Raw genomic sequence first — 24,747 nt, 5'->3', positions numbered from 1 at the left:
CATCCAGATGCCTCCATGCCAGTTCGGTGCCCTTTCATCATCATAAGGGAGTTCGCTCCGTGTATCAATATCGTATGCACTGATATCGGCCATTGTGAATCGCAGTTTATTCTCCGACAGCGCGTTCCACCGTTTCCTCAAGATTCTCGATGCGTTTGCGGAGTTCGACAAGTTCGCTGTCGTGAGTGACGTCATCATCGTTTTCGACAGCATCCACTATACGACTGTCGTCCACTTCACCGAACAGGTACAGCTTCCGCCGTTCCTCGTCCTTGTAGATGCGGGACAAGCTGGATTTGGGAACGCCAGTGTGTCGTGCTGCCGCACTGATGGACATATCGTCGTCCGTCTCCAGTATTTCCAGCGCGGTCTGCATATTCAGGTATTCTTCAGATTCAACGATGAGATAGCCGTCGTCGTCCGTGGTGAATCCGTAGGGTGGACGTCCGAGCCATTTGCCTTGTGATCGGGCGTTACGGATCCCGGATTTGATGCGTTCGCGGATCATCTCGCGTTCGAATTCCATCATCCATGCGGCGATCTTGCCAACCATTTCTTGCATGATGTCGCTGTCCGCGCGGATTCGGGGGAAGATGTCGTTGAGAGAGTGGAGTTCGACTTCGTTCTCGACGCAGAGCTCGATAAACTGGGCGGTGAATGCGAGGTTTCGGCTGATCCGGGAAATCTCCCAGACGACAACGCAGTCTACGTCTCCGGACTTGATGTCATCTATGAGCCGGTTGATCTCTGGTCGGTCGGGGTCGGCACCGCTCCCAGTTTCGGCATAGACCTCGAACGGCTCGTCGTCGTTGATTTCTGCGCGACACTCCTCAAGTTGCCGGGTACTGTCTTGGCTGTCGGTTGAAACTCGGGCATAGATCGCGGTGTGGCCCATGGTTTGAAACGAAATCTAATTCTTTTAAAACGAGGGGGTTATGGAACAGGTGGCCTAATACAGTTCCTTCTGGGACACATTCCACAAAGACCGATCGAGTGTCGATCGAGAACCCCGTTCTGTAATCCGAACGTTCGCACTCTCGGATCCGTTTCGAGAACCAAAATGCTCGCTGAAGAGTAAGGAGTACGCGGGCTGCCACACTCTTTACTGGGGGACGGTGATAGGTGTGGCAGCGAGCCGCGTTCTACCTCTACTACACCACCGGAAACCGAGATTTAAAACCGTTTATTGGTTCTGAGTTGTTAATATCAGTATTGCTTCCTTACCCGAAAGCAGTAAGATAGCTGCCATAAGGCAAGTTTAATGTTTAGACCGACGGGAGTCTCTCTGCATGGACTATGCGGACCGGCACTCCGATTTCGACCGGTTTGACGCGCAAGTACAAACGCTTCTGGAGGCGATCGTAGCCAACCGGCAGCGCTGGGATGCCAACGATCCGGATCCGACCCGGGTAACGGAAGCTCTTAAGTACCATTCTCGACCGGTTCAACGGCCTGATCGGCATTCCTACGATGGAGACGATGAGTATATCGAGGAGGTTCTGCATGATGTGCTTGGATTTGACGGGTTGACCTACTTTCAGGAACAGTGTTGGACCCGGCTGAATGAGATGCGGCAGGCCCGGACTGATGAGGGTGAAACCCAGGCTGCGATGTTAACCGCGCCAACCGGGTTTGGGAAGACGGAAGGATTCTCTGGCCCCTTGTTCCACGATCTCGCGTTTAACAACGGTGATGGGTTCGGGAAAATCGCGATCGTCTACCCGCGGAACGCGCTGCTCGAAGACCAGCTCGAGCGGTTCCTCGTTACACTGCACGAAATGAACGAGGAGTACGACGCCGGTATTTCGATCGGAATCTATAACGGGAATGTTCGGCGGGATAACAGTGAGGTCGCAGAGAGTGCGCTCGTTGACGATGGTGAATTCACGGTTGCTCAGTGGACAGGTGGAGAGCACGAGAATGACCCTGTTGCGCTGGAATGGGACGATGACGCGTATGAGCTTACAGTGCCGGGAGGTCCAACGTTTGGTGAAGACACGTTGAAACTATCGCGTGCAGCTATGCAGCCGGATAATGGTGGGGAGGTTCCCGATATTTTACTCACGACTATTAACTCATTAGAAAACTTTGCGCTCAAGCCAAATTACCATATCATCGATGAGTTCCGGACGGTCGTGTTTGATGAAGTGCACCTCTATAATGGGATCTATGGGTCGCATGCCTCTCGTATCATCAAGAATACGCGGGAGTCGATTGCACGACGGATGGATGACGATGTTGGGATGCTGTTCATCGGCTCCAGTGCAACGATCGATCAGCCAGAGCAGTTCGGGAGTGATCTGTTCGGGGTGGATTCAGGCAATATCTCCGTTATCCAGACCGGTCCCGAAGATAAACGGGAAACGGAAGACACGGAGCACTTCCACTTTGTAACCTCGGCAGAGGATGTCGGGACGAGTTCCACGTTCATCCAGCAAATCCTGCTGTTTGCGCATGCGCTTCTGGACGAGCACGGTGACCGTGACCGAAAGAAGGCGCTTGCCTTTATTGACAGTGTGAGCCAGGTTAATCAACGGTATTTTCAGATCCAGGATTTCGAAAATGAAGGGCGGTGGCGCCACCATAACACCGGAGAAGACGATTGGGATACGGTCGCCAACAATACCCCGTACAGAACCGCCAGACCGGCTGAGACACGTCTTGGGCATCAGCTCATCCAAGGCGATCTCAACATAGAGCGGACCACATCTGATCTCCGGCTTGGGGCAGACGAGTTCGGGAACACGGATCTTATACTGAGTACCTCTCTACTCGAAGTAGGGATCGATATCCCGGCGATCAAGGTGATCAGCCAGTACCGAGCTCCGTGGGAGATGTCCCAGTTCGTTCAACGGATCGGCCGTGCGTCGCGTCAAGGGGGTAATGACGCTCATTTCCTTGTCACGTTGGATAACGAAGGGGGTGACAGGACACTGTTCCACCGGGCTGATCGGTTCCTCGAGCCAGAAATCACCACGCCCCTTAACGTCGAGAACGAAATCCTGATCTGGATTCATGACCAGCTCTACCGCGCTTTCGAGATTGTCTACGAACTCCGACGCCAGCCGGGATTATCCAACGACGAACAACGGGAACGCTTCCTTGAATCGTTCCTCAACGAGTCGGATGAGGCCTCGTTCCAGGCATTCCTGCATCTGATCCAGAATCCCAGTACCATCCTGCAAAATACGCTTGAACAGCAGGTCCGGGAGCTCGACGGACTGGAGAGCAAGGATGGTCTGCGACGAGCGTATCGGGAGCTGCAGGACATCCAAGACCGTGCCGTCTTCACAGAGATCGCTGGTTTCGTCGGTGAGCCAGCAACGCGGTTCACCCTCCAGCTGGACGAACGGGATGACCTCGATGAGTGGATGGAACAGGGACTGCGTACTCTGCGCGAGGAAACCGAGGAACTGCTGGACAGTGCAGAGCCGGAGACTACTGCTGTCGAGCAGGCAGTCGATGATCTCCTCGATGACCTTGCGCAACTCACTGATCTGCTCACCGACGATGATCTGGATCGCCGGGACTGGTATGACCGCCTCGACCGGCAGCTATACGATATCCAGGATGACCTGGCGTCCCTCGCGCCGTCGTTGGACGGGGTTCCGGAGGCCTTCCCCTATAATCTGGGATATGGGGAGGCCATGGAGGCATTGCAGACAGCCCGTGGAATCCGTAGAGACGAGGAATTGCGGCAGCGGGGACAACGATGGCGGCAAGCCTACTACCTCAAGAAGTCGCTCCAGGAGCTGTACTGCTTTATCGGTCAGGAATACGAGCGAGAGGAGGGCGAAAACACGATCTATGGCCATTTGATGGTACGTGCCTTTAAGGCGTTGCTCCGGGCGGTGTACTTCTTCGATCGCGCCGTGGCGCTGGATGATGTCGGTGAACAGCTCCAGCCACCGCATTACGTCCCTACCTCATACTTTGCCGAGGCAGGGGAGACGTTTTCGATCGTCCCGGAAGAGGAACACGATGCAGATGACGAAGAGGACCGTGTTGACATCTTGTCTGACCGCCGGTTTGTGAACGATGAAGATGAGGACGAGAATGATGCGCAGCGAACGGAGGCACCGCTGACCACGCTCTTCTTCGAATATGCCCCGTTCATGGCAAAATATCTATCAGACCAGTCCCTGCAGATATTTAATCCTCCTGTCCAGGACGCTCCTCCGGAAGACGAGGCGGATTACTACTTCGATGTTGCTGGTCTCAGCACAGAACCTGGGCAGAACGTGATCACGCCAAACACGCTGCCTGTAAAGCGCGTCCGTGATTATTCAGGAAACCGCGCCCAATCAATTGTCCGGTACTGTACCGAGTCACTCTACATAGGACGTGATTTCTGGGATACTGGACCGCATGGCAGTGACACCATGGAGTTTGGGCAGCTTCATTCGGATCCCCAGATCTCTACCGTCTTCAACGAAGACGTGTCAACAGCAGATGGGATCACTGTCACGTATATGTCGCCGGATGTCCGGCTGGACGCTGTTGAGCTGACCATTACACCCGCAGATCCTATGGGTGATCCGACGACCGGTAACAGTACCCCGTTCAATCCGGATCGGAATAACCAACAGGAGGTCACGATCGCGTTCAACCAACCGCTGGGATTCTCTCTCAGAACGCGCGGAGCGGTCTGGGATCTCAGCGAGTTTATCGATGCGTTCCTCGAAGACGAAGAATACCGCGAGTTCCGTGACCGGTTTGACACCCACAACCCGGATGAGGATCTGGAGAATTCGATCCATTACACCGCCGCTCATCTCTTGTTAGAGATCATCGCAGACGTGAGTGGCGTCAATCAGGCCCAGTTACTGTACGGCATCAACCCGGAGACTCAGCAGGTCGCCGTCTTCGAGTACGCTGAAGGCGGACAAGGGATCGTCGATCTCTTTGATGACGTCCGGAACCGGCCGGAACATGAAAAGTTGCTCCGATCGATCAACCGGGTCGCATCGAATCCACAGCTGATCAACGGTTATCTGTGGACCGATCCGGAGTTCGTTGCTGCCGTCCAAAACGACGACTGGGAGGCGGTTCGCGGTATGATCGCGGATCACGTTACCGTCGCCGTGGAGACCGTGGTCGATGACGTCGTGGAGATGGTGCGGAATACGGCTGACCGCGTTGAGGAATTTGCCGGGGACGTCGGTATCGATCCAGCCGATGCATACGACCTCCGGCAGGACGTGGTCCAACGGCAGTTCGTTGCAGGCGATCATGAACCGGCAGAGGATGTCATCGATGACCATGATCTGGATATGACTGTCGAAAAAGTACGGAATCTGCTGGAAGAACCCGATGTCGACGGGTGTATCGAAAACCTTCACCAGGCCTACAGTATCGTCCCCGGGGACCAAAGTGATATCCTGAGCTTTGCCGTGCTGGAACCGCTGTACGAGCATCTGATTACCCGGACGGACGGCGATGCGTGGGGTACCGAAATGCTCGACAATGAGGCGATGCCTGGTGCTCGAATCGATGGCACGAACATTTTCCATTCACTCTGACCTGATCGCCTCCTTTCTCGGGACGGCGTTCCTGAACGCAGAGCGGATCGCGATCGTCTCTCCCTGGGTAAGTGACATCACTGTGCGGTTCCCGGAAACTGACCAACTCTCTGCACGGCAGTTACAGCTGTCTGAAGCGGTCCGGTTCTTCGATACCGATGTCTGGTTCATCGTCGACCCCGCACAAGCCGATCACAACCAGCTCCGTCCCGCTGCATTACTCCCTCGTGTCTCGGACGTGGCCCGTATCAAGGAGGTCGAGAACCTCCATGCGAAAGCGATCGTGACAGATCAGGTCCTGTACCAGGGATCTGCAAACATCACATACCGCGGCTTAAACATCAATGTCGAACTCTGTGATATCCGTGAAAACGAATGTGGAAGCATCAGCGCCTTTCTCGAGGATCGGCTGCAAATTGACCTCTAAAGACGCGGTTACACGAGACGACCTAGTGCCGGATGCGTCAGTGCTGTCTACCTCGCCGCGAGGAGCGACCCAGCTACGTTCCCGGACCCATCCACGTTTATAGGACCGTGGTTCGTTTGAGAACCCAAACGGCTTAACCAACTGGCTGATACTCTCTGCTATGGGAAAACGGCCTGAGATTGGCGCGTTCGCGGAGGAAGTTGAGGACTTCCACGCGAATCCTGATGATCTGGACTATTTTGACCCACATCTGGTCTTAGGGTACTTTCAACGGTTAGAGATGATCTTGGAGAAATGTCCGGTCAACATCTATGCGGCCTCGTCTCTCAAACATCCATGGCCATATCGGCTGCAGAAGGCTGGGGAGTGTGCGCCGGCATCGTTCTGGCGGAGCCAGCACCGTATCCTTGACTCGAACATCACCGATCCCACGGTAACTAACGAGGATATCCTCGCCGAAGCAGTGACGAAAGACGCGACGGCCGTCGTCGCTAAAGACTACCTGCCGTTTCACCTCTACGACCGCAAGTTTGACCTGGAGGAGCTGACAGGGGCAGCAAACCATACGGAGGCGACGACACAAAGTATCCGGGAATTTATCGACCTCCACGATCCGGACCGGCACCCACCGGCATATATCCCGCTGCAGCCACCGTATGTCGATCACATACAGGATATCAGGGAGATCGTTGTGGACAGTCATCTCGAGGAGCGGTACATGCTTGGCGGACTCAAAAATGCGAATCCCAAACGCCGGATCAGCGAAGCTCAGGCCCTCCGGGACGAGATTGGTGACGAGCCCGATCTCCACGGACTGGGCTGGGGGCTGTCAGACTCCCTTGTTGAATCCCTCCGGCACAATCCTGACCTGATCGAGTCCGTCGATAACAGCGGTCCATCACAGGCCATCCTCAACGGCGGCCTGCTCGACAAACACTGGCAAAAGCAGCCATTTGGACTGGTCGAAGGACAGATGCGGAACTCGGTCGCGGGAGCATTCGAATTCGGAATCCTCCTTCAGGCAACACACCGGCTCACCAAGTACAATACCGAGTTTACCACGAAGCAGAAGAGCATCAGCGACTACCAGTAATCCCCGGCCATGACGAAAACCTTGGCACTCGTCGGCTGTGGCAGCGAAAAACGCGACGAGCCAACGGAAGCAAAATCCCTCTACACCTCCACTTACTTCGCGAAGAAACGCCAGTGGGCAGAGGGATGCCACGCCTGGCGGATCCTCTCCGCTGAACACGGTGTCGTCCATCCCACCACTGTCCTCGAACCGTACGATACCGCGATGACCGATCTGAGCGATACCGAAGCCGCCGATTGGGGGACAGAGGTCATCGACGACTTGCGACCACAGATCACCGGCTTCGATGAGGTCGTCATTCTTGCGGGCCATGACTACGTTACCCCAATCCACGATGACCTCCACGAGCTAGTCTCCACCGTCCGGTGGCCGTTCCAAGGCAAACGCCTGTTTGAACAGGTGGAATGGCTCAAACATAATTCCCCGCCCGACCAGTCAACAATTGGCTCCTTCGAATAACCCCCGCCGCTTAGATATCCTCAGAAAACACTCAGAACGAATATATACCTGACTTAAAAGGACTGGCTATGACTCTGCAGTTTGCCTCACAGGTGTTTTCCCAAACCAGCTTGAAAACGCTTGTATTGCCTGTTTTCTGTAGATAACGTGTCTAGGTTAGGATGGGGGAAACTATAAGGTCCAGGGGTCGAAAGAAGCAGCCATGTCGATACTGCTGGTACAGTCCTGCTCAAAGTCCAAAAATCGCCCCGGAAAACCGGTCAAGCCCTTGGAATTATACTCCGGGTACTTCTTCAAAATCATCAAAAAAGCGATACGTGAGGGAGAATTTCAGGACACCATCGATATCTGTGTGCTCTCGGCCGAACACGGTCTCGTGGATGCAACCGACAAGATTGCGTATTACGATCGCCGGATGACCGTGGAGCGGGCTACTGATCTCCGTCCTGATGTTACGGCGGAGCTGCGGTCACGGGTTACGGCACACGAGTACGACCACGTCATTTTCAATCTCGGGGCGGAGTACCGGCACGCAGTCGGTGACCTGTCTGACCTCCGGGCATCGGTCCGATATATCGACGGCGAGGGCATCGGCCAGAAAGGCCACGCGCTCAAGCGCGTCGTCCGGGATGGCGAGTCCGCACTTGAAACGGAGGTGAAGAATGCCACAGTTCAGGCAGACTGATCAGACCACGTTCCAAGTCGCGGCGACGGCCGGTGATGCCCGGGCTGGTACGCTCACGATCAACGGCCAGACCCTCGAGACACCAACGTTCTTCCCTGTCCTGAGTTTCTACGGCGGCGGTACGAAATCCAGCGTCTTCGGTGGTGGTGTCCACCGGACAATCAAGGAGTTCATGATCGGTGATGACGCGATCGGCGGCGGCACGTACGAGGAATATTTCCGCGGAACGATGACCTCCGTCGCAGCTCTCACCGATTACGGAATCAACCGTGAACGGTTTGATGACTACACCGCGGAACGGATCAAGGACCGGGAACCGTTTTCAGAGTATAGCGGTCTCATATTCGTCGACTCCGGCGGGTACAAGTTCTTACACAGCGATGGCCTCGACGGCAGCGATTTCGAGATCGAGATCGATCAACGGGAAGCGTTCCGGATCCAGAACCAGCTCGGCGGCGATATTGTGGTCAACCTCGACCGCCCGATCACGCCCAACGACACCTTCGAGGAGCGGCAGACAAAAGCGGAACGTACCGCCGAAAACGCGGTGGAGTTCGCCCGCCTCACCCAGGACTATCCCGGTGCCCGGTACCTGACCGTCCACGGCTACAATTACTCGATGCTCAACCGGTTTTTCGATACCGTCCAGTCCCAGTTCGGGAATATCGATATCTCCACCCTGTTCGACGGGATCGCGCTCGGTAGCTTGGTCCCGAAGAAGGACAACAAGGAGGCACTGATCACCGCAGTCATGGACTGTGTCGAAATCATGGAGGAACGCGGGTTAGAGGACCTTCCGCTCCACATCCTCGGGATCGGCAGTAGCTCAATACCCCTGCTCGTCGCCGCCGGTGCCGACACGTTCGACGCAACAACCTACATCCTGAACGCGATCAACGAAAAGTACTCGGTGAGCCTGACCGACCACATCCCCTTGGACGAGGTGGACTTCTCCCAATGTGACTGCCCGGTCTGCTCGACACCGATGCTGGTGGACCGGATGCAGGGGAATGCCGAATACCAGAAGGATATCCTCGGCCCGGTCGCCATGCACAACCTCATCATCCACAAACAGGAAGTACAGGAGCTACGGCAGCGGATCAAACAGCACGGAACAGACCCATTGATCAACTACCTCGACGAGACCGTGGGTCGCCGTGACCCGATCCGCAAACAGACGCACCGCGTCGTCAACCAATCACTCGGAGGATATTTCTAACAATGAAACAGCACCCGGAAGTAAACGAAGTACAGGAGTTTCTTGAAATTGCCAGCGACTTTGAGGATCCACTTGAGATCATCCGTGAATCGCTGTCGAACGCCTACGACGCCGGTGCCACGGAGGTCTTGATAACCATCCGTAACACCGCATCAGGGTCCGATATCATTATCGAAGACGACGGCCACGGGATGTCCCGCGACGACCTCAAATCCTTCTTTGACCTCGGGAACTCCCGGAAAACGGACTCGATCGGTCACAAAGGCCATGGCACCAAAATATTCTACAAGAGCGACCGGATCGTCGTTGACACCGCCCATGATGGTACGAACTACCACGCCGTCATGGACCGGCCGTGGGAAAAGCTGAACAACAAGACGCTGCCGGAGTACGAAGTGACCGAAATGGAAACCCGGCCAGACAACACCGGGACCCGGATCCAGATCAGTGGCTTCCGATCCGGCGAAGGGTTCGACCCGGCCTCACTGACATACGACAAAGTCCACCACTACCTGAAGTGGAAAACCATCGCCGGCTCAACCGCCCACTATTTCGATAGCGACCAGCGCGAGATGGACGTGGTGGTCGACCTCGACCAAGAGATCGATGACTCCCGGGACGAACTTGCCACGACCAACCAGCTCACGTTCCCCAGCGAACAGCTCGAACCGGATACCGGTGAATTCCCCGCCACCCGGATGTGCAAGCACTATCCGCCGCGGGAAATTGAATTCGAGCACGATAGTGGAACGTCAACCGTGGAAATCGTCGGCATGATCGGAGGCAAAGAAGCGCGGAACGAACTCCCCACCTACGGTCGGCACTCCGTTCAGTTCGGTGTCTGGCTCGCGAAAGACCACATCAAGGTCGAGCAGGTCAACGAGGTTCTCACCCACGACAACGAGTTCATTCACTTCTTCTTCATCGCCAACTGCCAGGACCTGGAACTCTCGGCGAACCGGGGCAAGGTCCGGAACAAGGCCAGTTCACTGTACAAGGAACTGAAACGGGAGCTCAAACACTACATGACGAAGATTGCCGAAGATCCGTGGTTCAAGGAGGACTACTTGGAGACACGGAAGCGGGCACAGCTGCGGCGACGCGCACAGTCGCAGACAACATCACTCGAGGACCGGCTCGATGCAATCAACCCTGCTGAACCGTTCACGCCGACCAACCGCACCGAGGTCCTGTTAGCCCTCGAACGCTCCAATACCCATGCAGACACAGAGATTACCGTAGAGGAGTACAAAGCAGACCACGAAGTACCCGCTATCCTGCTGGAGGATGGAGACCCCCGGACCAGCCACGTGTACGTCGAACTCACGACTCACTTCGAAAACGACTATCCGCTCGGGTCGGCTGATACAATACTCTGCTGGGACTACGGTGATATTGATGTCCTGCGGGAGTACGAACGGCACGGCTACCACGGCGGTGATGTGGAGATAGATCTCCAGGATGACCGGATCGTCTACCACCATAAGGATCGACATACCGTGGATATCATCACGGTCTGTGATCGGATTGCAGCGCAAGAACATCAGCCGCTCACCTCACTGGATTAGCTCGGCACCCGGTGTATCAAGGAAGCGGAAGCTGTCTGCTACCACAATATTAACGTATAACTGATACCGGTGTAAGGGTATGGAAAGTTCGGACGAAACACCACTTTGTGGGACCCGGGTCTTCTTGTATCCCGGCGATCCAGACGGGACAGGGATCATCGACTATGATCCCACTGATTATCGGGAGATCTATCAGGACCTGGATTTCGTGGATAGCACCCAGTTCATCCGCTCGCTCGAGCAGGATATCGAGCTGAAAAACCGGTCGCTCCTCCGCGTGACAGATGGAGAACGGTTCGAGGTTCCGGAATACCAGCGGAACTTCTCGTGGGAGGAGGAACAACATGAGGAACTGTGGGACACGCTCCTGTCTATTCTCACACTGAAACCAAAATCCGGCGAACTCCCGGTGGACACCTACTTCGGCACCGTGTATATTGCCCGGTCCTCGCAGGGTGAAGTCTATGAGATCATCGACGGCCAGCAACGCCTCTCCACGGTCTCCATCCTCCTGAAGAACATCAAAGACCATCTCGAGGAGAAGCGGGACCAGGTCGACGGCCAGCTCCAAGAGTACGCCGAACACATCTGTGAGGAATATCTCGACGAGCTGCTGTACCGGCGGAAAGGCCCAACCGAAACCCCATTCCTGGAACTCAACGACCACGACGACAAGATCTACGAGCTGCTGTTCCAGGACCCCGAGAAGAAGGTTCAGACGCTCAAGGCGATGGACCAGTACGACGGCCGCAAACAGAACGCCATCCGCCTCCGAGACCTCTTCGATGAGATCGGGATCCCCGAAGAAGTCTACGAAGACGACGAGGAACTGGCCGATACCGACCTGCTGGAGTCGTTCCGGTATTTCGGCGACTCCCACCGCCGATTGGTGCAGACCGACGAATACTACGATGCAAAGGTCGCCGCATTCGCCGACCGGGAAGAGTTCGACACGCCCGAAAAAGAGGTCAAGGCCCTGCTCAACCTTGCACATTTCACCCTCCGGTCACTCCGCGTCTCCGAGTGCATCTTCCAGACCGACAACCAGGAGCTCCGCATCGAAGTCTTCCAGTCGCTGAACGACCGTGGGGTCGAACTCTCCAATATGGACAAGGTCCGGGCTCGTATCGTCGGCCGGTTCCAGGGCGAGTCCGACAGCGACAAACAGATCGCCCGCTGGGAGAACGTGGTACAGATGTTCGGCGGTGACGCGGACGCGGTCGAGGACTTCCTCGCCCACTACCTGGCGGCAACCGAGAAGTCGTTCGAGACTGTGACCGATGCCCGCAGCAACATGCTGGAAGCGTTCCGGCTGAAACAGATCGGCCGCCGCGATATCAAATCCCGGCTGGCCAGCCCCGGACAGGCCCGCGACTTCCTCGAGGAACTGGAAAACTATGCGGGCAGGTACCGGGAGATCGTGACCGCCGACCTGACCGACGACGACACCGAGCTGAAAAAGGAGTACCGGGAAGAGTGCGAAGCCATCCTCCAGCGTCTCAACAAACTCGGGACCAAGCAGTGGCGGCCATTCGTCATGTACGTCTACCAGGCCGTGACGGAAGCCCCCGGGAAGGACGCGTTTCTCCGCGACATCCTGAAAACGGTGGAGAATATCACGTTCCGGGTCGCGATTTCCGATCTCGTGGCGACCGTCGTGGACGACACGTACCCGAAAACCTGTCAAGCGTTCCGCGAACTCGAACAGTCAGGGAACCAGTTCGACGTCGATACGATCAGTGAAACGCTGATCGAGAACATCGATAGCTCAGCGCGCCAGCTCTTCGACGAGTCGTTCATCGACGTCCTCATCACCAGCGAAAACTGGCGGAACAACCAGACGAAGCAGCTGTTCCTGAAACTGGCAGACGAAGACTTCCGGCGACGGAACCAGACCGGGATCACGAAATCCGAACTGAGCGAGGATCCGAGCGAGGTCCACATCGAGCACATTCTCCCCCTATCCTACTTCCTCCCCGGCAAGGAGAACCCGTACGCCTGGCTGGAATGCTTCTTCGATAATGGCGACCGCAACATGATCGAAACGCAGATCGACTATCTGCGGAACCGGGACGCCCACCTCCTCTCCGCGGACGATCCCGGGTACGACGAGATCGAGCAGATCATCGACGGGATCGAGGAACGGTTTGTCCGCGACCTCGGGAACATGATGCTTCTGGACGAGGAGGTGAACACGCCGATCAAGAACCGATTGTTCTCGGTGAAACTCCGCGAGTACCACCTCCGACACAGCAAGGACATGGACAATCTCGTTAACCAGTACTTCTCGACCACAGATAATATCTCGAACGATAAACTCGAGGAACTGGTCGCCCAGGATCTGCCAGAGGATGAAACCCAGTTCTCGGAGGTCCACCCCACAGTCCAGTACTTCAACGAGTGGTGGACCTACGAACAGCTGGTCGACCGGAAAGCGCAGCTCATCACGGCCATACTGGAATCGCTGAAGTTCAGAACGGAACCTGACGAGTTTGAACCGTATATGGACGATATCGAAGACTACGTCAAGGAAGACATCGAAAAACGGCTGGCAGTGCTGACCGCGTAACACTCTCCTGCAATGCGTTTCAGCGGAGATGCCGAGGATGAGTCTCTGTCTGTCTGTGGCGGTGACAGGAAAATAGCGGTGACACGGAGATTCCGTGACCGGCTATTCGACCCAGTCGGAAAGATCGGTGTGAGCTTCCTCAGGTTCGACGCCGAGGAACTCGGAGACGTTCTCGTGGAAAATGCGCTGATGAGCATAGAGCGTTTTCTTGGTCGCATCGCTGTGGCCAGCCAGTTTGATCGTATCGACCATGCGCAGCAGATGCTCAAGTTTCTGCTTTGACCGGTTGTATGGTTCCGACCGAAACGCTCGCTCTTCCTCGGACACCAGCTCGACCGTTCCGTCTGGCTGCTCTATCTCAAGGTCGACGGAACCGCTTGGTGGCGTGATTTCGGCATCAAAGTTGAGATACGGTTGGTACGCGGAGAGTAGTTTCTGTTCAGCCCGGTCCGTCTCAGGCGTTTCCCACCAGTCCACGTAGGCGATATCCCAGATATCCAGTCGGCCATAGCTGACCACGCTGGAGTCCTGTCGGATAAAGTGTTGCCTGAGGCGGCTCCGGAGTTTACTGGTCTGCCCTGCGTAGGCGGCCTTGCCGTCGAGATCAAACATGCAGTAAACGCCGGGAGTCCCGGTTGGAACTGACTTGAGGTTGTCAGAAATCATCCTTCTATGAAAGGTCCCGCGTACTACCGGTTAAATCCTCTACTCCTTCTCCGACCGATTAAGCCACTGCTCCAGCAGATCATACGCCGGGTGCTTGTAGAGGACTTCATCACACGATTTGCAGGCTGTGTATAAGATGCCCTTCTGATCCCAGTAGTCGGTGCGCTGAATCACTGTGCCCTCGTGGTGCCCGTAGTGCCCGCCCTCGTACCGCATATGGTCGAACTCGGTGCCATGGCACTCGGGACACGAATCAAGTAATCCTTCCCAATCGTCTCGAGATACGTATTCGACCTCTAGGGCCTCGTCAGAAGCAAGATGTAACTGGTATGTTTCAGTGAATTCGTTCCTATCGTCGGAGTCGATGGCGTGATCACCCGCTGAGTGAATTTTTATTTAAGGTATTCGCTGCAGATGAGGAAAGGCACTGAAGAACGGGTATCACGAGATACTTTTAACCGTACAACCGGTTTCGAGACAATCGGTGGAATGGAAACTCAACCTTGGCTGGGTGCGTTTAGATATCCTACCAGTCATCGAACCCTTATCCTAAGAGAAGGGGTTAGTATACGCTTCGTTCGGCGTAATCCGGGTACTCTGAATACACGAACTCAATGAGATCTGAGAGCAGCATATCATTGTACTCCTCCTTGATTTCCTGCGCTACCTGTACAACCTCAGCGACGCTCTCCCGGTTCTCCGATTCTGTCTCAACTAACGTTTGTCCGTCGTCTTCGATCTCGTAGACGTACTTCACTTTCCCCGAACGCAACGGCTCCTCGGTATCATCCACAAACTGCTGGTTGATCATCGCATCCAGATCATCGTAGAGATCCTTTGAAAACGGACCATAGTCATATGGAATGAATTCGTACGCTGATCCGACCATCCCCGACTGCTCACGCTGCTCGAGTTCCTTTTGCATCAGAAACACCAGTTTCTGTAGCCGTGTCCGTCCTTCAATCGGCTCTCCATCGTCGGCGTACATCAACGCCAACGGCAGCAGTTTTCTATGCATCGGGAGTGGTCACCTCGTGTGCCGCGTTATATGTATTCTCGAATTCTGTCGTCAAAACAGTTGCTATGGTGGCATCCCGGAACATCACCCCTGTATCTCCCCGGCCAATGTTCAGAATCACCCGGTCATCGTCGATCAGATAGAACGATGTAGTCACATCCGTGGAATGCCGCACGCTAACCGGGGAATCCACAAACGGTTCGAGAGCATCTTCTGCGCCTGCCCGGCCAACGATGCGGACATCACATCCGTTTTCTGAGACCGACTGTAGGAGATCAACGTCGTCGTCCCCGTACCACGGTTCCGGTTCAAGCGCGTCAATTCGCTGATCCGCAAATTCAAGCTGCTCCCGGACCTGATCGACCACGCCGGATCGGCCGGCCACCACCCAGGCCGGGTTCCGTCCGAGATCTTCGTTAAAGTTGACCTCGTACGTCTGGAACAGCCGTTGCTTCGCTTCCGTCGCTTTCTCCACAAACTCGGCCTCCTTCCGATCGATGATTTTCTCCGGGTGCTGGGCCACGTAGATCGTAGGGTTGACGCTCTGCGTTTTGACCGCACCCTCTCGGTACAGGTCGTCCAGAATATCGTAGACACGGCCCTGCGGGACGTCAGACCACGTGGAGACATCGGTCGGTTCGAGCGCACCGCGTTCCACCAGTGTCCGGTACACCGCGGCGTGGTACTGACCCCATTCCATCACTTCCTGGAGAATATCGTCGAGATCAGCCATTGACCACAACTATCATTGTTGTACCGTAAACGTTTCGAGTTGAAACACATTCTCACCACAGCCAGTTGTTCAGCTAGGCATTCATATTCTTTCCAACCATACCCAGACACGATCACATACGACCCATGCAAAGCCGCTATCATTCCCCGATTCTCGACCAGGTTGCTTCCGAGCAGGTGGATCAGTAGATGGAACTTACTGGTCCAATCCCCCGGCTCGAACCAAAGGCTGCACAGGTCGCTGTAGCGCAGCAAACCGATGCCATCCCGACTGTCATGATTGACGAGCGGTACGTTCACCGCTTCCAGCAGAAGGGCTGGACACCTGCCGACCTTGACGCCGACGTCGTGCTCTCCTCGACCTTCGACGACGAGGAACTCGAACTCTGGTTCCCGGACCGGGAGCTCGCGGTCGCCACCGAATACGGCGCGAGCGGCATCGTCCCATGTGATACGCCGGTGTACCGTGATGACCCGCAATCGTTCCGGGTGGAGACGATACGCACGTACGCAGAGACCTTGGCGGACGTCATCCCACAGTTCCGTGACCACGGGATCGAGCCGATTCCCCTGGTGAAAGGCGAGACCCCGTACGAGCGCGATATCTGTTACGAGGTGTTCGATCACTACGGGATCGACCGCGTCGCCTACTACTGCGCCCAATACTTCTCATATGGAAACCGGTTCCCCGACCTGCTGCGGCGGCTGCAGGAAATCGCGATCGAATACGAACCGGACGATATCCTCGCGATCGGCCTGCAGTCCGAGAACTTGTTACCACAGCTTCCACCCGCTGTGTCGGGCGCTGCAGGTCAGCGCTGGCTCCGCGTCACGGACGTCGGATCGGAACCAGCCGCGGTAGCCGTCCGCCAGTACGAACAGTGGGCCGCCTCGATCCACTCCGCGCTCCAGATCGGACAGGCACCGCTTGACGCGTACTTCCCGGTTCGGGGGTGGTCGTAGCATGGGTAGCGGTATTTCACCCCGGAGTCGATCCGGTGGTACTGGTCCAGGTGGCGGCAGTGCCGAACCGTCTGCTGCGGACTCAGACGATGAGCAGACTTCCATCGACGAGTACGCGGACGAGGCCGCGATCACGGACCACCAGGGAGAGACGATCGACGAACGCCGGCAACGTCTCGTCGACATCATGGACGAGGAGCTGGACGTGGAAGACAGCCACCAGATCGGCTCTCATACACGGGGAACCATGGTCGGGCCACTGGACGAAGAGTCCGATTCGGACGTGATGGTCGTGCTTGACGAGGCGCAACATGGGCAATGGCTCCAAGGTGAGAACGGGTCGAAGAACTGCTTGCAGGCCGTGAAACGAGCGTTGGAACGACGGTATCCGAACTCCAAGGTCAGTATCGATCGGAATGTGGTTGCCGTCCAGTTCCACGATTTCACGGTCGAAGTCGCGCCGGCGTTCCGCAGTGGTGACGGATACGTGATACCGGACACGTACAGCGGGGGCCGGTCGTGGGTGCAGACGAACCCTCGGCAGTACAAAAACCAGTTCGACGCCGTTGACCGGGCGCGCGGTGGACAGCTGCAGCGAGTGGCCCGGATCGCTAAGAAGTTCAACGACAACACCGGGTCCCCGGTCTCGTCCTATCACATGGAGGTCATGGCGTACCACTACGTCCGCACGCACCCGGATAAGAACGCGTCGACAGAAGAGCTGGTGGAGGGCTTCTTCGAGCAGTTACCGCAGCGGATCTCGAACGGCACGCGAGAACCCGTGTACGGCCAGCGGATTGATGGAGAGATGGATCCGGCGGACCGCCGCGAAGCTATTCAAACGGCACGAGAGGCGCGTGAGCATGTACGCCGAGCAAACCGGCTTCGACGACAAGGGAACACTGCGGCAGCGGACGAAGCGTACGGTGACGCGATCGGTGACGAGGTGAACCGATGACCGGTGACCAGGACCCTGCGTTCCGAGACCGGATCCGGAAGAACGCGGTGATTAAAGCCGATTCCGCGTGCAACACGTATAATCAGCATTTCTTGGCGGCGAACTTCTACCGGTGGCTGAACCGGTTTCTTGACACGGTGCTGTTCACTGCAAGCCTGTTGCTCGTCTCTCAAGCGGTATGGACGGCGTGGCCTCGGTGGACGACAATCGTGCTGCCGCTGGGGATGGCAGTGATCACCGGCTACCGGCGAGCCGCAAAGCCGGATAACCGTGCGGAACGGTTCCGGAAATCGGCGAAACAGCACCATGCATTGTTTGATGACTACCGTGATTTCTTGATGGTCACGTTACCGTCCAACAGGGTAACTGACGCGGAGATCGAGGAGACGTCCGAGGAGCTGTCTGAGCGGCGGAAAGAGCTGAACCTGGAGTGTCCGGATGCGAGCAGTCTCTGGTACTACTGGATCAAATACGTCCGCGGCGAGGAAAAGCTGCAAGAACAGATCTCTACAACGCCGGAAATGCGTGAAGCGATCGTCGGCCGTTCGACGGATCCCTCTCAAGAACCATTGGACTGACTTCGATAACGTTCCATGAAGCGGATGGCCAACCCCCTCTATTTCCTGTGTGGGATGTGATATGACTCTGGTGTATCGTGCTTTTACATTGAATTCGTATGTGCCAGTGGTCGTGTGATCACCGATCCTGGTCCAGTGAATTATCGGTGAGATGGTCGCCGCGAATGATTCGTTCTATGGAGGCGCTGTGAGCGTTGTGAGCGGTATGGATCTGTTGGGCAGCGGCCAGCAGCATCGTGATCTGAAGTGGGGAGAAGTCCTGCTGCAGTTCGGTGAGAAGCGTTGTTGCTTCCTCTGCGAGATTGGGACGTTCGTCCACAGTGGATCTCCCGCAGAACCCGTTCCACCGAACGTTCTTAACGCGCTATGCGATTTCGAGCCAGCAGAAGCGATGGAAACAGGCCGCTCTATTTCGTGTCACGGTCGGGAAGCAGCCACAGACTGATCCTGAAACACATCAATGTGAATAAAATTGCTGCAGCGAGTTCGATCATTGTTCTCCCAGTTCTTCTCCGACCTGTTTGATGAACCGCGGGAGTTCCGCCTGCAGATACAGATTGAAATCGGATGCCCGGTTCCCGTAGCCGTGCTCTTGCTGGTAGGCGTATCCGGCCTTCTTCACGGCCTCAGCCAGTGTCTCCTCGTCTACGATGAATACGTCACCCATCCTGATCGGCCCCCTTATCCTGTCACCCTTCATCGCCTTCGTTCAAATCGAATATTGAATCCCTGCTCTTCCAGCGAGTAGAGCCGCTGGCCATGTTTCTCGTACTCCTCGTCGGTCATCATCACGATATGCTCGCCCTTGCCGTCGCTATGCATCACGCGGCCAACGCGCTGGGCTTCCTGCCGCCGTGATCCACCGTGGAAATCGTACTCGACCACGGTATCCAGTTCGTCGAGCGAGACGCCTTCGTCCGCGACACGACTCCCGATGACCACACGGTTCTCCCGGAACGTCTCCATCCGGTCCGACGTGTCGCCGTGGACGAACGGCACATCCAGCTCCTGTGAGAGCCGCTTCCCTTTCTGGATCGCGTCGCAGAAGATGAGGATCTTCCCGGCGCGCTCGGCGACAATGTTCGCCACGTCCTTGCGCTTCCGATGTTGTGTGGAATACAGGTAGACGGTGACGTCCGGCTCTTGGACCGCTCCCAGTTCGATCAGTTCCTGCCACTTCAACCCGATCGGGTACCCGGTCAACGCGAAGATGTAGTCGGTGCGGCCGTCTTCCCGGTACGGTGAAGCGCTGAGCCCCATTCGGTACGTCGTGTCGATCGTTGCTAGCTTCGAGAACGTGTTTGCCGGCAGGCGGTGGCATTCGTCGAAAATCGTCAGCGTCACCGCATCGTTCTGGTAGTCCTCGAGGTTGTTCCGGTGGGTCAGATACTGATAGGTCTGGATCTCCCACTCACCGGGATCGACCGCGCCGGGATATTTCTCTTTCCGGCCGTGAATCGCGTCCTCCCACTGCTCCTTTAGCGTCCGTGAGGGGACCACGACGAGCTTCTTGCCGTTGATGCGGTCACCGATGTACAGGGAGATGAATGTCTTCCCGGCGCCGGGACACCAGTAGATACCGACCATCCCGGTCTCTCTGAATTTCTCCCACGCCCGTTCCTGGTACGGCCGCAGCTGAATTCCACTCCGGTCATCGCGGAGGTCCTCGTCAGCGACCGGTTGCGGCGTAAAGGGTAGGTTGCCCTGTTCGATGAGTTCGGCGATAATCTCGAACTCTTTCCCGTTCTTGATCTTGATCTCGGTGTCGCCTTTCCGCCGGTAGAGGCCACCGTCCCGGCCACCAAGGTCGTCCCATGCCTGGTCGCGTTCGTCCTCGCTGCTGAACTCGACGGTATCGTCGTGGACCTGCGCCTCCTCGTATTGCTGTTCGATGCCGACCCGGTCCCGGATGTCGTCCGGGAGTTCGGTGATCCAGTCAACGTACTTGTTGACGACGAACACGTTCCACGCGTCGTTCTGTTCGTGCAGCCACCCTACGTTGAACGGCACGAACCGCGGCACAACAACGAACGCCTCATCCTGCGACTTGGGAACGATCTTATACGGTTTCTCGGCGAACGCATCCAAATATTCCTCGCGTATCCCGTCGATAGTCAGTTCCTCGACGACCGTATCCGTTGCCTCGGCTTTTTGCTGTTCCAGGTCGTCTTCGAGCTCCGATCGCAGCTGGTCAACCTGTTCGACGCGCTGCTGAAGCTGTTCGATCTTCTGCTGTAGGTTTTGGTCGATTAGTTATCACCCTGCGTCTTCTGTCCGAACTCTCGTAGCGTATCCCGGACCTGAACCAGCTGCTCGCGTTTCATGTGGCCGTTTCCACGATACTCCGTATCATCACATCCTGCCAGTTCACAGATCTCCGCAACCAGTTCACGTTTGTTCTGGCGACTCATGCGAACGCACCGAGATTCGACTGTTCAACAGTTTGTTCGTCAATCTGTTTCCGTAACCATCCCATCTCATTGTTCACCTTCTCCCGCTCCGATCTCTACCATCGTTCTGCACCTTCCAGTTCGTATACCCACTTTCGCCGTGTATAGTCGTCCCACGATTTCCGGCCATCGCGTGTTTGCCATCCAACCCCTGTAGCGTTCGTTACTTCGACCTCCTCGAAACCTGCACCGTCATATAATGTTCCACGGTTCCCGGCTACTCCAGCGTACGCGATTAGTTTCTCATGTCCTTCAAGCGCAGCCCAGTCACGAGCACGGGAAATCAGCCACGTCCCCATGTTGCTCGGTCGATCCGGTCGGGACGCATACCGCGTGATCTCACAATACTTCTCATCATCGAGCATACGAGCTGTCGGCCGGTCAACGATACATACACCGACGAGTCTACCACGATACCGGGCACCAAAACACGCCCTCCATTTGACGACACCACCGAGTTTGTGGTCCACGTCCTTTCTCTCCAGGAAGGTGTTCACTTCTTTCCGACTGGTCTCCCTCGTCAGCTGCAGACTATCCAGTGTCGGTGGTGTTGGTGCCTTCGCTATCGTCTCCTGCTTGACCGCTTGAATTACGCATCACCTTCTCCAGCGTTCTCTGCGATGTCTGTGAGTTCGGCGTAGTGCTCCCAGAACTTGTTCCGATTGTCCGTCCTTCGGAACCGAGCATATAGTCGTTTCTTGCCGTCGTCTCCTTCCCAGAGCTTTGCCTTGATGCACTCGTCCGTCCCAAAGTATTGGTAGGAGTCCGTCAGGCAGTCCACATTTGTCGTGATCTGTTTGAACATGTTTTCTCGTGGACCGTGCCGAGTGAGTTCTACCACGCCGTCAACGACATCAATCTGAGTTGTGACGTAGCCATCCGGTGTCTCGTGTGATTCTGTACTGTTGCCGTTCACTCGTTACCACCTTTCTCGCGGATATTTACGACGCGTCTCGCTATCGCCTCTGGCAGCGTTTGTGCATCGCCATACCATATCGTGTCATCCGGCAGTCGGTCATCATCTGCCTTCTGGATGACCTCAGCGATCTCTTGAACTAGTTCGTGCTCATCAAGCTCCATCGTCGTCACCAGTGTTGTTCCGGTATCTTACAGGGGGATTTCGCAATCCCACCACATGGTGAGCCGGTTGTTCAGTTCCGTCCTGTACGCCGCGCCCTCGTCGTGGAGTTCTTCGAGGTCGTCTCGGGCTGTGTGCCATGCGACGCTCGCTCGGGCGGCGACCTCGTTCGTGGATAGCGGTTTGTCTGCCCGTTCGAGGACGCGTTTGATCCGTGTTTTCCGGCTCACCCCATCACCTGCTACGAACGTTCGTATCAAAATTTATATATTAAACCCTTCTCTTACCTCTCAGCTATATTCCGAGCTGTGACAAAACAGCTCCAGTGGCGAAAAACCGCCTACTAGAATACACGCAAGAACACTAGGGGAGCCTAATTTCACCACTTTTCACTTTCACTCCGCTATTGAAAGACTTATTGGCATATCGGCCGTACCCGCCTAGTACCCGCTACCGAACCACGAACATCCCTCCCCCAAAGCGGACCCCCTTGATCCAATCAATGAGCGTTATCCAAGCGGTTGTGGACGAATTCCACACCTACGAGCCTCGCGTACTACACCTCAACCGACAGTCGCGAATGAACACCGGCACGTGGGGAATCGACGACCAAATCCCGACGGACGAAATCCTCGCCAGCTTCAAACAATACTCCGAACTCCGCCAAGACAACCAGCAGCTGTGGATCCCACTCCACGAAGAAGACAGTGCCGAACTGACCGGCGAATACGTCATTCTCCGGAATCACCACGGTCGTCCAACAATCTTCTACTTCGATGTCGCCCGCGAGAAACTCACACCGGTCCAAACGAACACGCTCGGCCGAGTATATATCGGGTACCGACTCCGATTCTGGCACCCGGACTACACCCCGCCAGAAACACCGTCATTCCTGGCCGATGTCGAAACGACGGACACCGGTCTCGGTGGCTCAGCAACCGAGATCGCTGCTGAAAGCCCGGCCAGTGAAGACGAAATGGATCAACTCTACGACGATCTCGTGGAACTGGTCGAAACCAACGACGACAGCGAACGAGAGGAACGCCGAGAGGAGATCCACGACACCCCGATCCAACAACTGGAACGGCAACGCATCGCGGTCTCCGAACTCACCGCTCGCGGTGCCGTATCGGCAGAACGCGATAAAATCACCCTTCGAATCGACGCCGACGCAAAAGAGGACCCGGACCTCGATCTCAGAACCGACTCCGACCTCCGATACAATGTGGAAGTAGTGGTCGGGAGGGACCGTGAAGAGGACGGATTCCCGTTCGACGCCAGAATCACCGATGTCTTCGATGACGGGTTCCGGATCCAACCGGACTGGGACACATCTGATGCCCCCGAGTTCGCAGCGCTCCACCTCAAAGAGGAGGTCCCGGTCTCGATCGTCGAACTTCATGACCCGCTCGCGAACGAACGCAAACGAGACGCGATCGACGAGGTCTGGCAGGACACCCAAAAACGAGAGATCATCGGCGGCAGAGCACTGTTGAACTTCGATTCGGCGCTCGCCGTCGACTTCGACCGAGACCAGCTCAATCGGTACCAGCAACAGGCAGCGGAAGCCGCACTCCGTTCGGAAGACGTGTTCTGTATCCATGGCCCGCCAGGCACCGGGAAGACACGGACGCTAGCCACCATCATCCGCGAGGCTGTAAAGGACGGGAAACGGGTTCTGGCCTGCGCCCACTCGAACCAGGCCGTTGACAACCTGCTGGCGACCGATCAGCTGTACCAGGCGGACCTCGAGGGCGAACTCCGAATCGCTCGCGACGGCCATCGGATCACCGATGAAACGGTCCGCTCACAGTATACCGGACGCAGCAAGTACCACGCCGATGTCGTCGGAGCCACCACCAACCGCGCCGCCAACTTCACCAAGAACGAGTTCGATCTCTGTGTGATCGACGAAGCCACGCAGGCAGATATCCCGTCGACGCTCATCCCGTTCTATCGGTCAGAGCAATTGATCCTGGCAGGAGATCACAAACAGCTGCCACCGCACTGCTCGGACGAGACCATGCGGCGGGAGAATATGCACCGGCCGTTGTTCGAGCGGCTGTTGGATCTGTACGACGAGAACATCTCTGTCACGCTCCGCCGCCAGTACCGCATGAACGAAACAATCGCTGGCTTCTCGAATCAGGCGTTCTACAACGGCAAGCTCGAGGATGCCGAGCAAAACGCGGAATGGACGATCAACGAGATGCCGCCGTTGGTCGGAATCGATATCCGTGATGAGGACGCCGATCACGGAACGAGCAAGAAAAACCACGAAGAGGCACAGGCAGCCGTTGGACAGGCACAGCGCCTGTTGAACAACGGTGTTGATGCGGACGATGTCGGGATCATCGCGATGTACGCGGGCCAATGCACGACAATCAAGACGGAGCTCCAGCGGCACGAAATCTACGGGGTGAAGGTGAGCACGGTCGACTCCTTCCAGGGCAGCGAGAAGGAAGCGATCATCGTCTCGTTCGTCCGCAGTAATCCGGATATGGACGCCGGCTTCTTGGAGTTCAAGAACGAGGGACCGCGTCGTCTCAACGTGGCGCTGACACGGGCAAAGAAGCGGTGTGTCCTGATCGGAAACTGGGAGACGCTGACCACACCGAAGAAGGGACAGGACCCGGCGAAAAGCTGTGCAGACGTGTATCTCGACCTATACACGTATATCCAGGATCACGGCCGACTCGTTTCATCACCCGGGACAGAAGTGCTCACACACTGAGTCGGATCTGACGTATCACCTGGTTATG

General features: G+C 56.3%; 24 protein-coding genes. 12 read left to right on the top strand and 12 right to left on the bottom strand.

The annotated features are described in order from the left end of the window. Positions 1-106: 106 nt before the first annotated feature. Complete coding sequence (locus HTZ84_RS21155) at positions 107-895, bottom strand: recombinase family protein (RefSeq protein WP_174682484.1); 789 nt, start codon at positions 893-895, stop codon at positions 107-109. A gap of 394 nt (positions 896-1,289) precedes the next feature. Between HTZ84_RS21155 and HTZ84_RS21150 the strand changes: the two genes are divergently transcribed. From HTZ84_RS21150 to HTZ84_RS21115, 8 genes are all read left to right on the top strand, one after another. After that, entirely contained in the window at positions 1,290-5,522 is a 4,233-nt protein-coding gene (locus HTZ84_RS21150; RefSeq protein ID WP_174682483.1) for a helicase-related protein, read from the top strand. Further along, complete coding sequence (locus HTZ84_RS21145; RefSeq protein ID WP_174682482.1) at positions 5,494-5,949, top strand: phospholipase D-like domain-containing protein; 456 nt, start codon at positions 5,494-5,496, stop codon at positions 5,947-5,949. The genes HTZ84_RS21150 and HTZ84_RS21145 overlap by 29 nt, the downstream gene beginning before the upstream one ends. A gap of 160 nt (positions 5,950-6,109) precedes the next feature. Then, complete coding sequence (locus HTZ84_RS21140; RefSeq protein WP_174682481.1) at positions 6,110-7,042, top strand: hypothetical protein; 933 nt, start codon at positions 6,110-6,112, stop codon at positions 7,040-7,042. 9 nt (positions 7,043-7,051) lie between these two features. Then, positions 7,052-7,501, top strand: coding sequence for a DUF6884 domain-containing protein (locus HTZ84_RS21135; RefSeq protein ID WP_174682480.1), 450 nt, complete (start codon positions 7,052-7,054; stop codon positions 7,499-7,501). Between the two features lie 202 nt (positions 7,502-7,703). Then, positions 7,704-8,186 (top strand): DUF6884 domain-containing protein, encoded by a 483-nt coding sequence (locus HTZ84_RS21130; RefSeq protein ID WP_174682479.1) that lies wholly within the window; start codon positions 7,704-7,706, stop codon positions 8,184-8,186. Then, the gene (locus tag HTZ84_RS21125) at positions 8,164-9,405 is read left to right on the top strand and encodes a tRNA-guanine transglycosylase (protein ID WP_174682478.1); all 1,242 of its coding nucleotides are present in this window, start codon (positions 8,164-8,166) and stop codon (positions 9,403-9,405) included. The genes HTZ84_RS21130 and HTZ84_RS21125 overlap by 23 nt, the downstream gene beginning before the upstream one ends. 2 nt (positions 9,406-9,407) lie before the next feature. Beyond that, positions 9,408-10,973 carry an ATP-binding protein gene (locus HTZ84_RS21120; RefSeq protein WP_217468254.1) on the top strand — a complete coding sequence of 522 codons (1,566 nt, stop codon included), beginning with the start codon at positions 9,408-9,410 and terminating at the stop codon, positions 10,971-10,973. 79 nt (positions 10,974-11,052) lie between these two features. Next, positions 11,053-13,542 (top strand): DUF262 domain-containing protein, encoded by a 2,490-nt coding sequence (locus tag HTZ84_RS21115; protein WP_174682477.1) that lies wholly within the window; start codon positions 11,053-11,055, stop codon positions 13,540-13,542. Positions 13,543-13,644: 102 nt separating this feature from the next. On the opposite strand, the gene HTZ84_RS21110 is transcribed toward HTZ84_RS21115, so the two are convergent. The 4 genes from HTZ84_RS21110 to HTZ84_RS21095 all read right to left on the bottom strand — a co-directional run bounded on the left by HTZ84_RS21110 (position 13,645) and on the right by HTZ84_RS21095 (position 15,959). After that, positions 13,645-14,208, bottom strand: a complete 564-nt coding sequence (locus HTZ84_RS21110) for a GIY-YIG nuclease family protein (protein ID WP_174682476.1) — start codon at positions 14,206-14,208, stop codon at positions 13,645-13,647. 39 nt (positions 14,209-14,247) lie between these two features. Then, entirely contained in the window at positions 14,248-14,424 is a 177-nt protein-coding gene (locus HTZ84_RS21105) for a hypothetical protein (RefSeq protein WP_174682475.1), read from the bottom strand. 346 nt (positions 14,425-14,770) lie between these two features. Then, positions 14,771-15,226: a type II toxin-antitoxin system antitoxin SocA domain-containing protein gene (locus tag HTZ84_RS21100; protein WP_174682474.1), complete on the bottom strand. Its 456-nt coding sequence runs from the start codon at positions 15,224-15,226 to the stop codon at positions 14,771-14,773. Continuing rightward, positions 15,219-15,959, bottom strand: a complete 741-nt coding sequence (locus tag HTZ84_RS21095) for a TrmB family transcriptional regulator (RefSeq protein ID WP_174682473.1) — start codon at positions 15,957-15,959, stop codon at positions 15,219-15,221. The genes HTZ84_RS21100 and HTZ84_RS21095 overlap by 8 nt, the downstream gene beginning before the upstream one ends. A 275-nt stretch (positions 15,960-16,234) precedes the next feature. On the opposite strand from HTZ84_RS21095, the gene HTZ84_RS21090 reads away from it, so the two are divergent. From HTZ84_RS21090 to HTZ84_RS21080, 3 genes are read left to right on the top strand one after another with little or no spacing between them, the layout of a single operon-like run. Then, positions 16,235-16,921, top strand: a complete 687-nt coding sequence (locus HTZ84_RS21090) for a hypothetical protein (protein ID WP_174682472.1) — start codon at positions 16,235-16,237, stop codon at positions 16,919-16,921. A gap of 1 nt (position 16,922) precedes the next feature. Next, positions 16,923-17,879 carry a CBASS oligonucleotide cyclase gene (locus HTZ84_RS21085; protein ID WP_174682471.1) on the top strand — a complete coding sequence of 319 codons (957 nt, stop codon included), beginning with the start codon at positions 16,923-16,925 and terminating at the stop codon, positions 17,877-17,879. Continuing rightward, on the top strand, positions 17,876-18,457 hold the full coding sequence (locus HTZ84_RS21080) for a hypothetical protein (protein ID WP_174682470.1): 582 nt from the start codon (positions 17,876-17,878) through the stop codon (positions 18,455-18,457). Before HTZ84_RS21085 ends, HTZ84_RS21080 begins: the two co-directional genes overlap by 4 nt. Before the next feature lie 118 nt (positions 18,458-18,575). Here HTZ84_RS21080 and HTZ84_RS21075 read toward each other — a convergent pair whose 3' ends face one another. The 7 genes from HTZ84_RS21075 to HTZ84_RS21050 form a co-directional block, all read right to left on the bottom strand. Next, positions 18,576-18,776 carry a hypothetical protein gene (locus tag HTZ84_RS21075; RefSeq protein WP_174682469.1) on the bottom strand — a complete coding sequence of 67 codons (201 nt, stop codon included), beginning with the start codon at positions 18,774-18,776 and terminating at the stop codon, positions 18,576-18,578. Positions 18,777-18,947: 171 nt separating this feature from the next. Continuing rightward, positions 18,948-19,157 carry a hypothetical protein gene (locus HTZ84_RS21070; protein ID WP_174682468.1) on the bottom strand — a complete coding sequence of 70 codons (210 nt, stop codon included), beginning with the start codon at positions 19,155-19,157 and terminating at the stop codon, positions 18,948-18,950. Further along, positions 19,154-20,545, bottom strand: a complete 1,392-nt coding sequence (locus tag HTZ84_RS21065; RefSeq protein WP_174682467.1) for a DEAD/DEAH box helicase — start codon at positions 20,543-20,545, stop codon at positions 19,154-19,156. Before HTZ84_RS21065 ends, HTZ84_RS21070 begins: the two co-directional genes overlap by 4 nt. A 418-nt stretch (positions 20,546-20,963) precedes the next feature. Further along, positions 20,964-21,404 (bottom strand): XF1762 family protein, encoded by a 441-nt coding sequence (locus tag HTZ84_RS23230; protein WP_394353291.1) that lies wholly within the window; start codon positions 21,402-21,404, stop codon positions 20,964-20,966. A gap of 92 nt (positions 21,405-21,496) precedes the next feature. Continuing rightward, on the bottom strand, positions 21,497-21,823 hold the full coding sequence (locus HTZ84_RS21060) for a hypothetical protein (RefSeq protein ID WP_174682466.1): 327 nt from the start codon (positions 21,821-21,823) through the stop codon (positions 21,497-21,499). After that, positions 21,820-21,987 (bottom strand): hypothetical protein, encoded by a 168-nt coding sequence (locus HTZ84_RS21055; protein ID WP_174682465.1) that lies wholly within the window; start codon positions 21,985-21,987, stop codon positions 21,820-21,822. The genes HTZ84_RS21060 and HTZ84_RS21055 overlap by 4 nt, the downstream gene beginning before the upstream one ends. A gap of 27 nt (positions 21,988-22,014) precedes the next feature. Beyond that, a complete protein-coding gene (locus HTZ84_RS21050) occupies positions 22,015-22,215 on the bottom strand; it encodes a DUF7342 family protein (protein WP_174682464.1) in 201 nt (66 codons plus the stop codon). A gap of 272 nt (positions 22,216-22,487) precedes the next feature. Between HTZ84_RS21050 and HTZ84_RS21045 the strand changes: the two genes are divergently transcribed. Continuing rightward, positions 22,488-24,719: a DEAD/DEAH box helicase gene (locus HTZ84_RS21045; protein ID WP_174682463.1), complete on the top strand. Its 2,232-nt coding sequence runs from the start codon at positions 22,488-22,490 to the stop codon at positions 24,717-24,719. Positions 24,720-24,747: the final 28 nt, after the last annotated feature.

This window comes from Haloterrigena gelatinilytica, from assembly GCF_013342145.1.
In the GTDB taxonomy this organism is placed as follows: domain Archaea; phylum Halobacteriota; class Halobacteria; order Halobacteriales; family Natrialbaceae; genus Haloterrigena; species Haloterrigena gelatinilytica.
The sequence above is the reverse complement of the archived record's forward strand: the minus strand, read 5'-3'. Positions and strand labels throughout refer to the sequence as shown.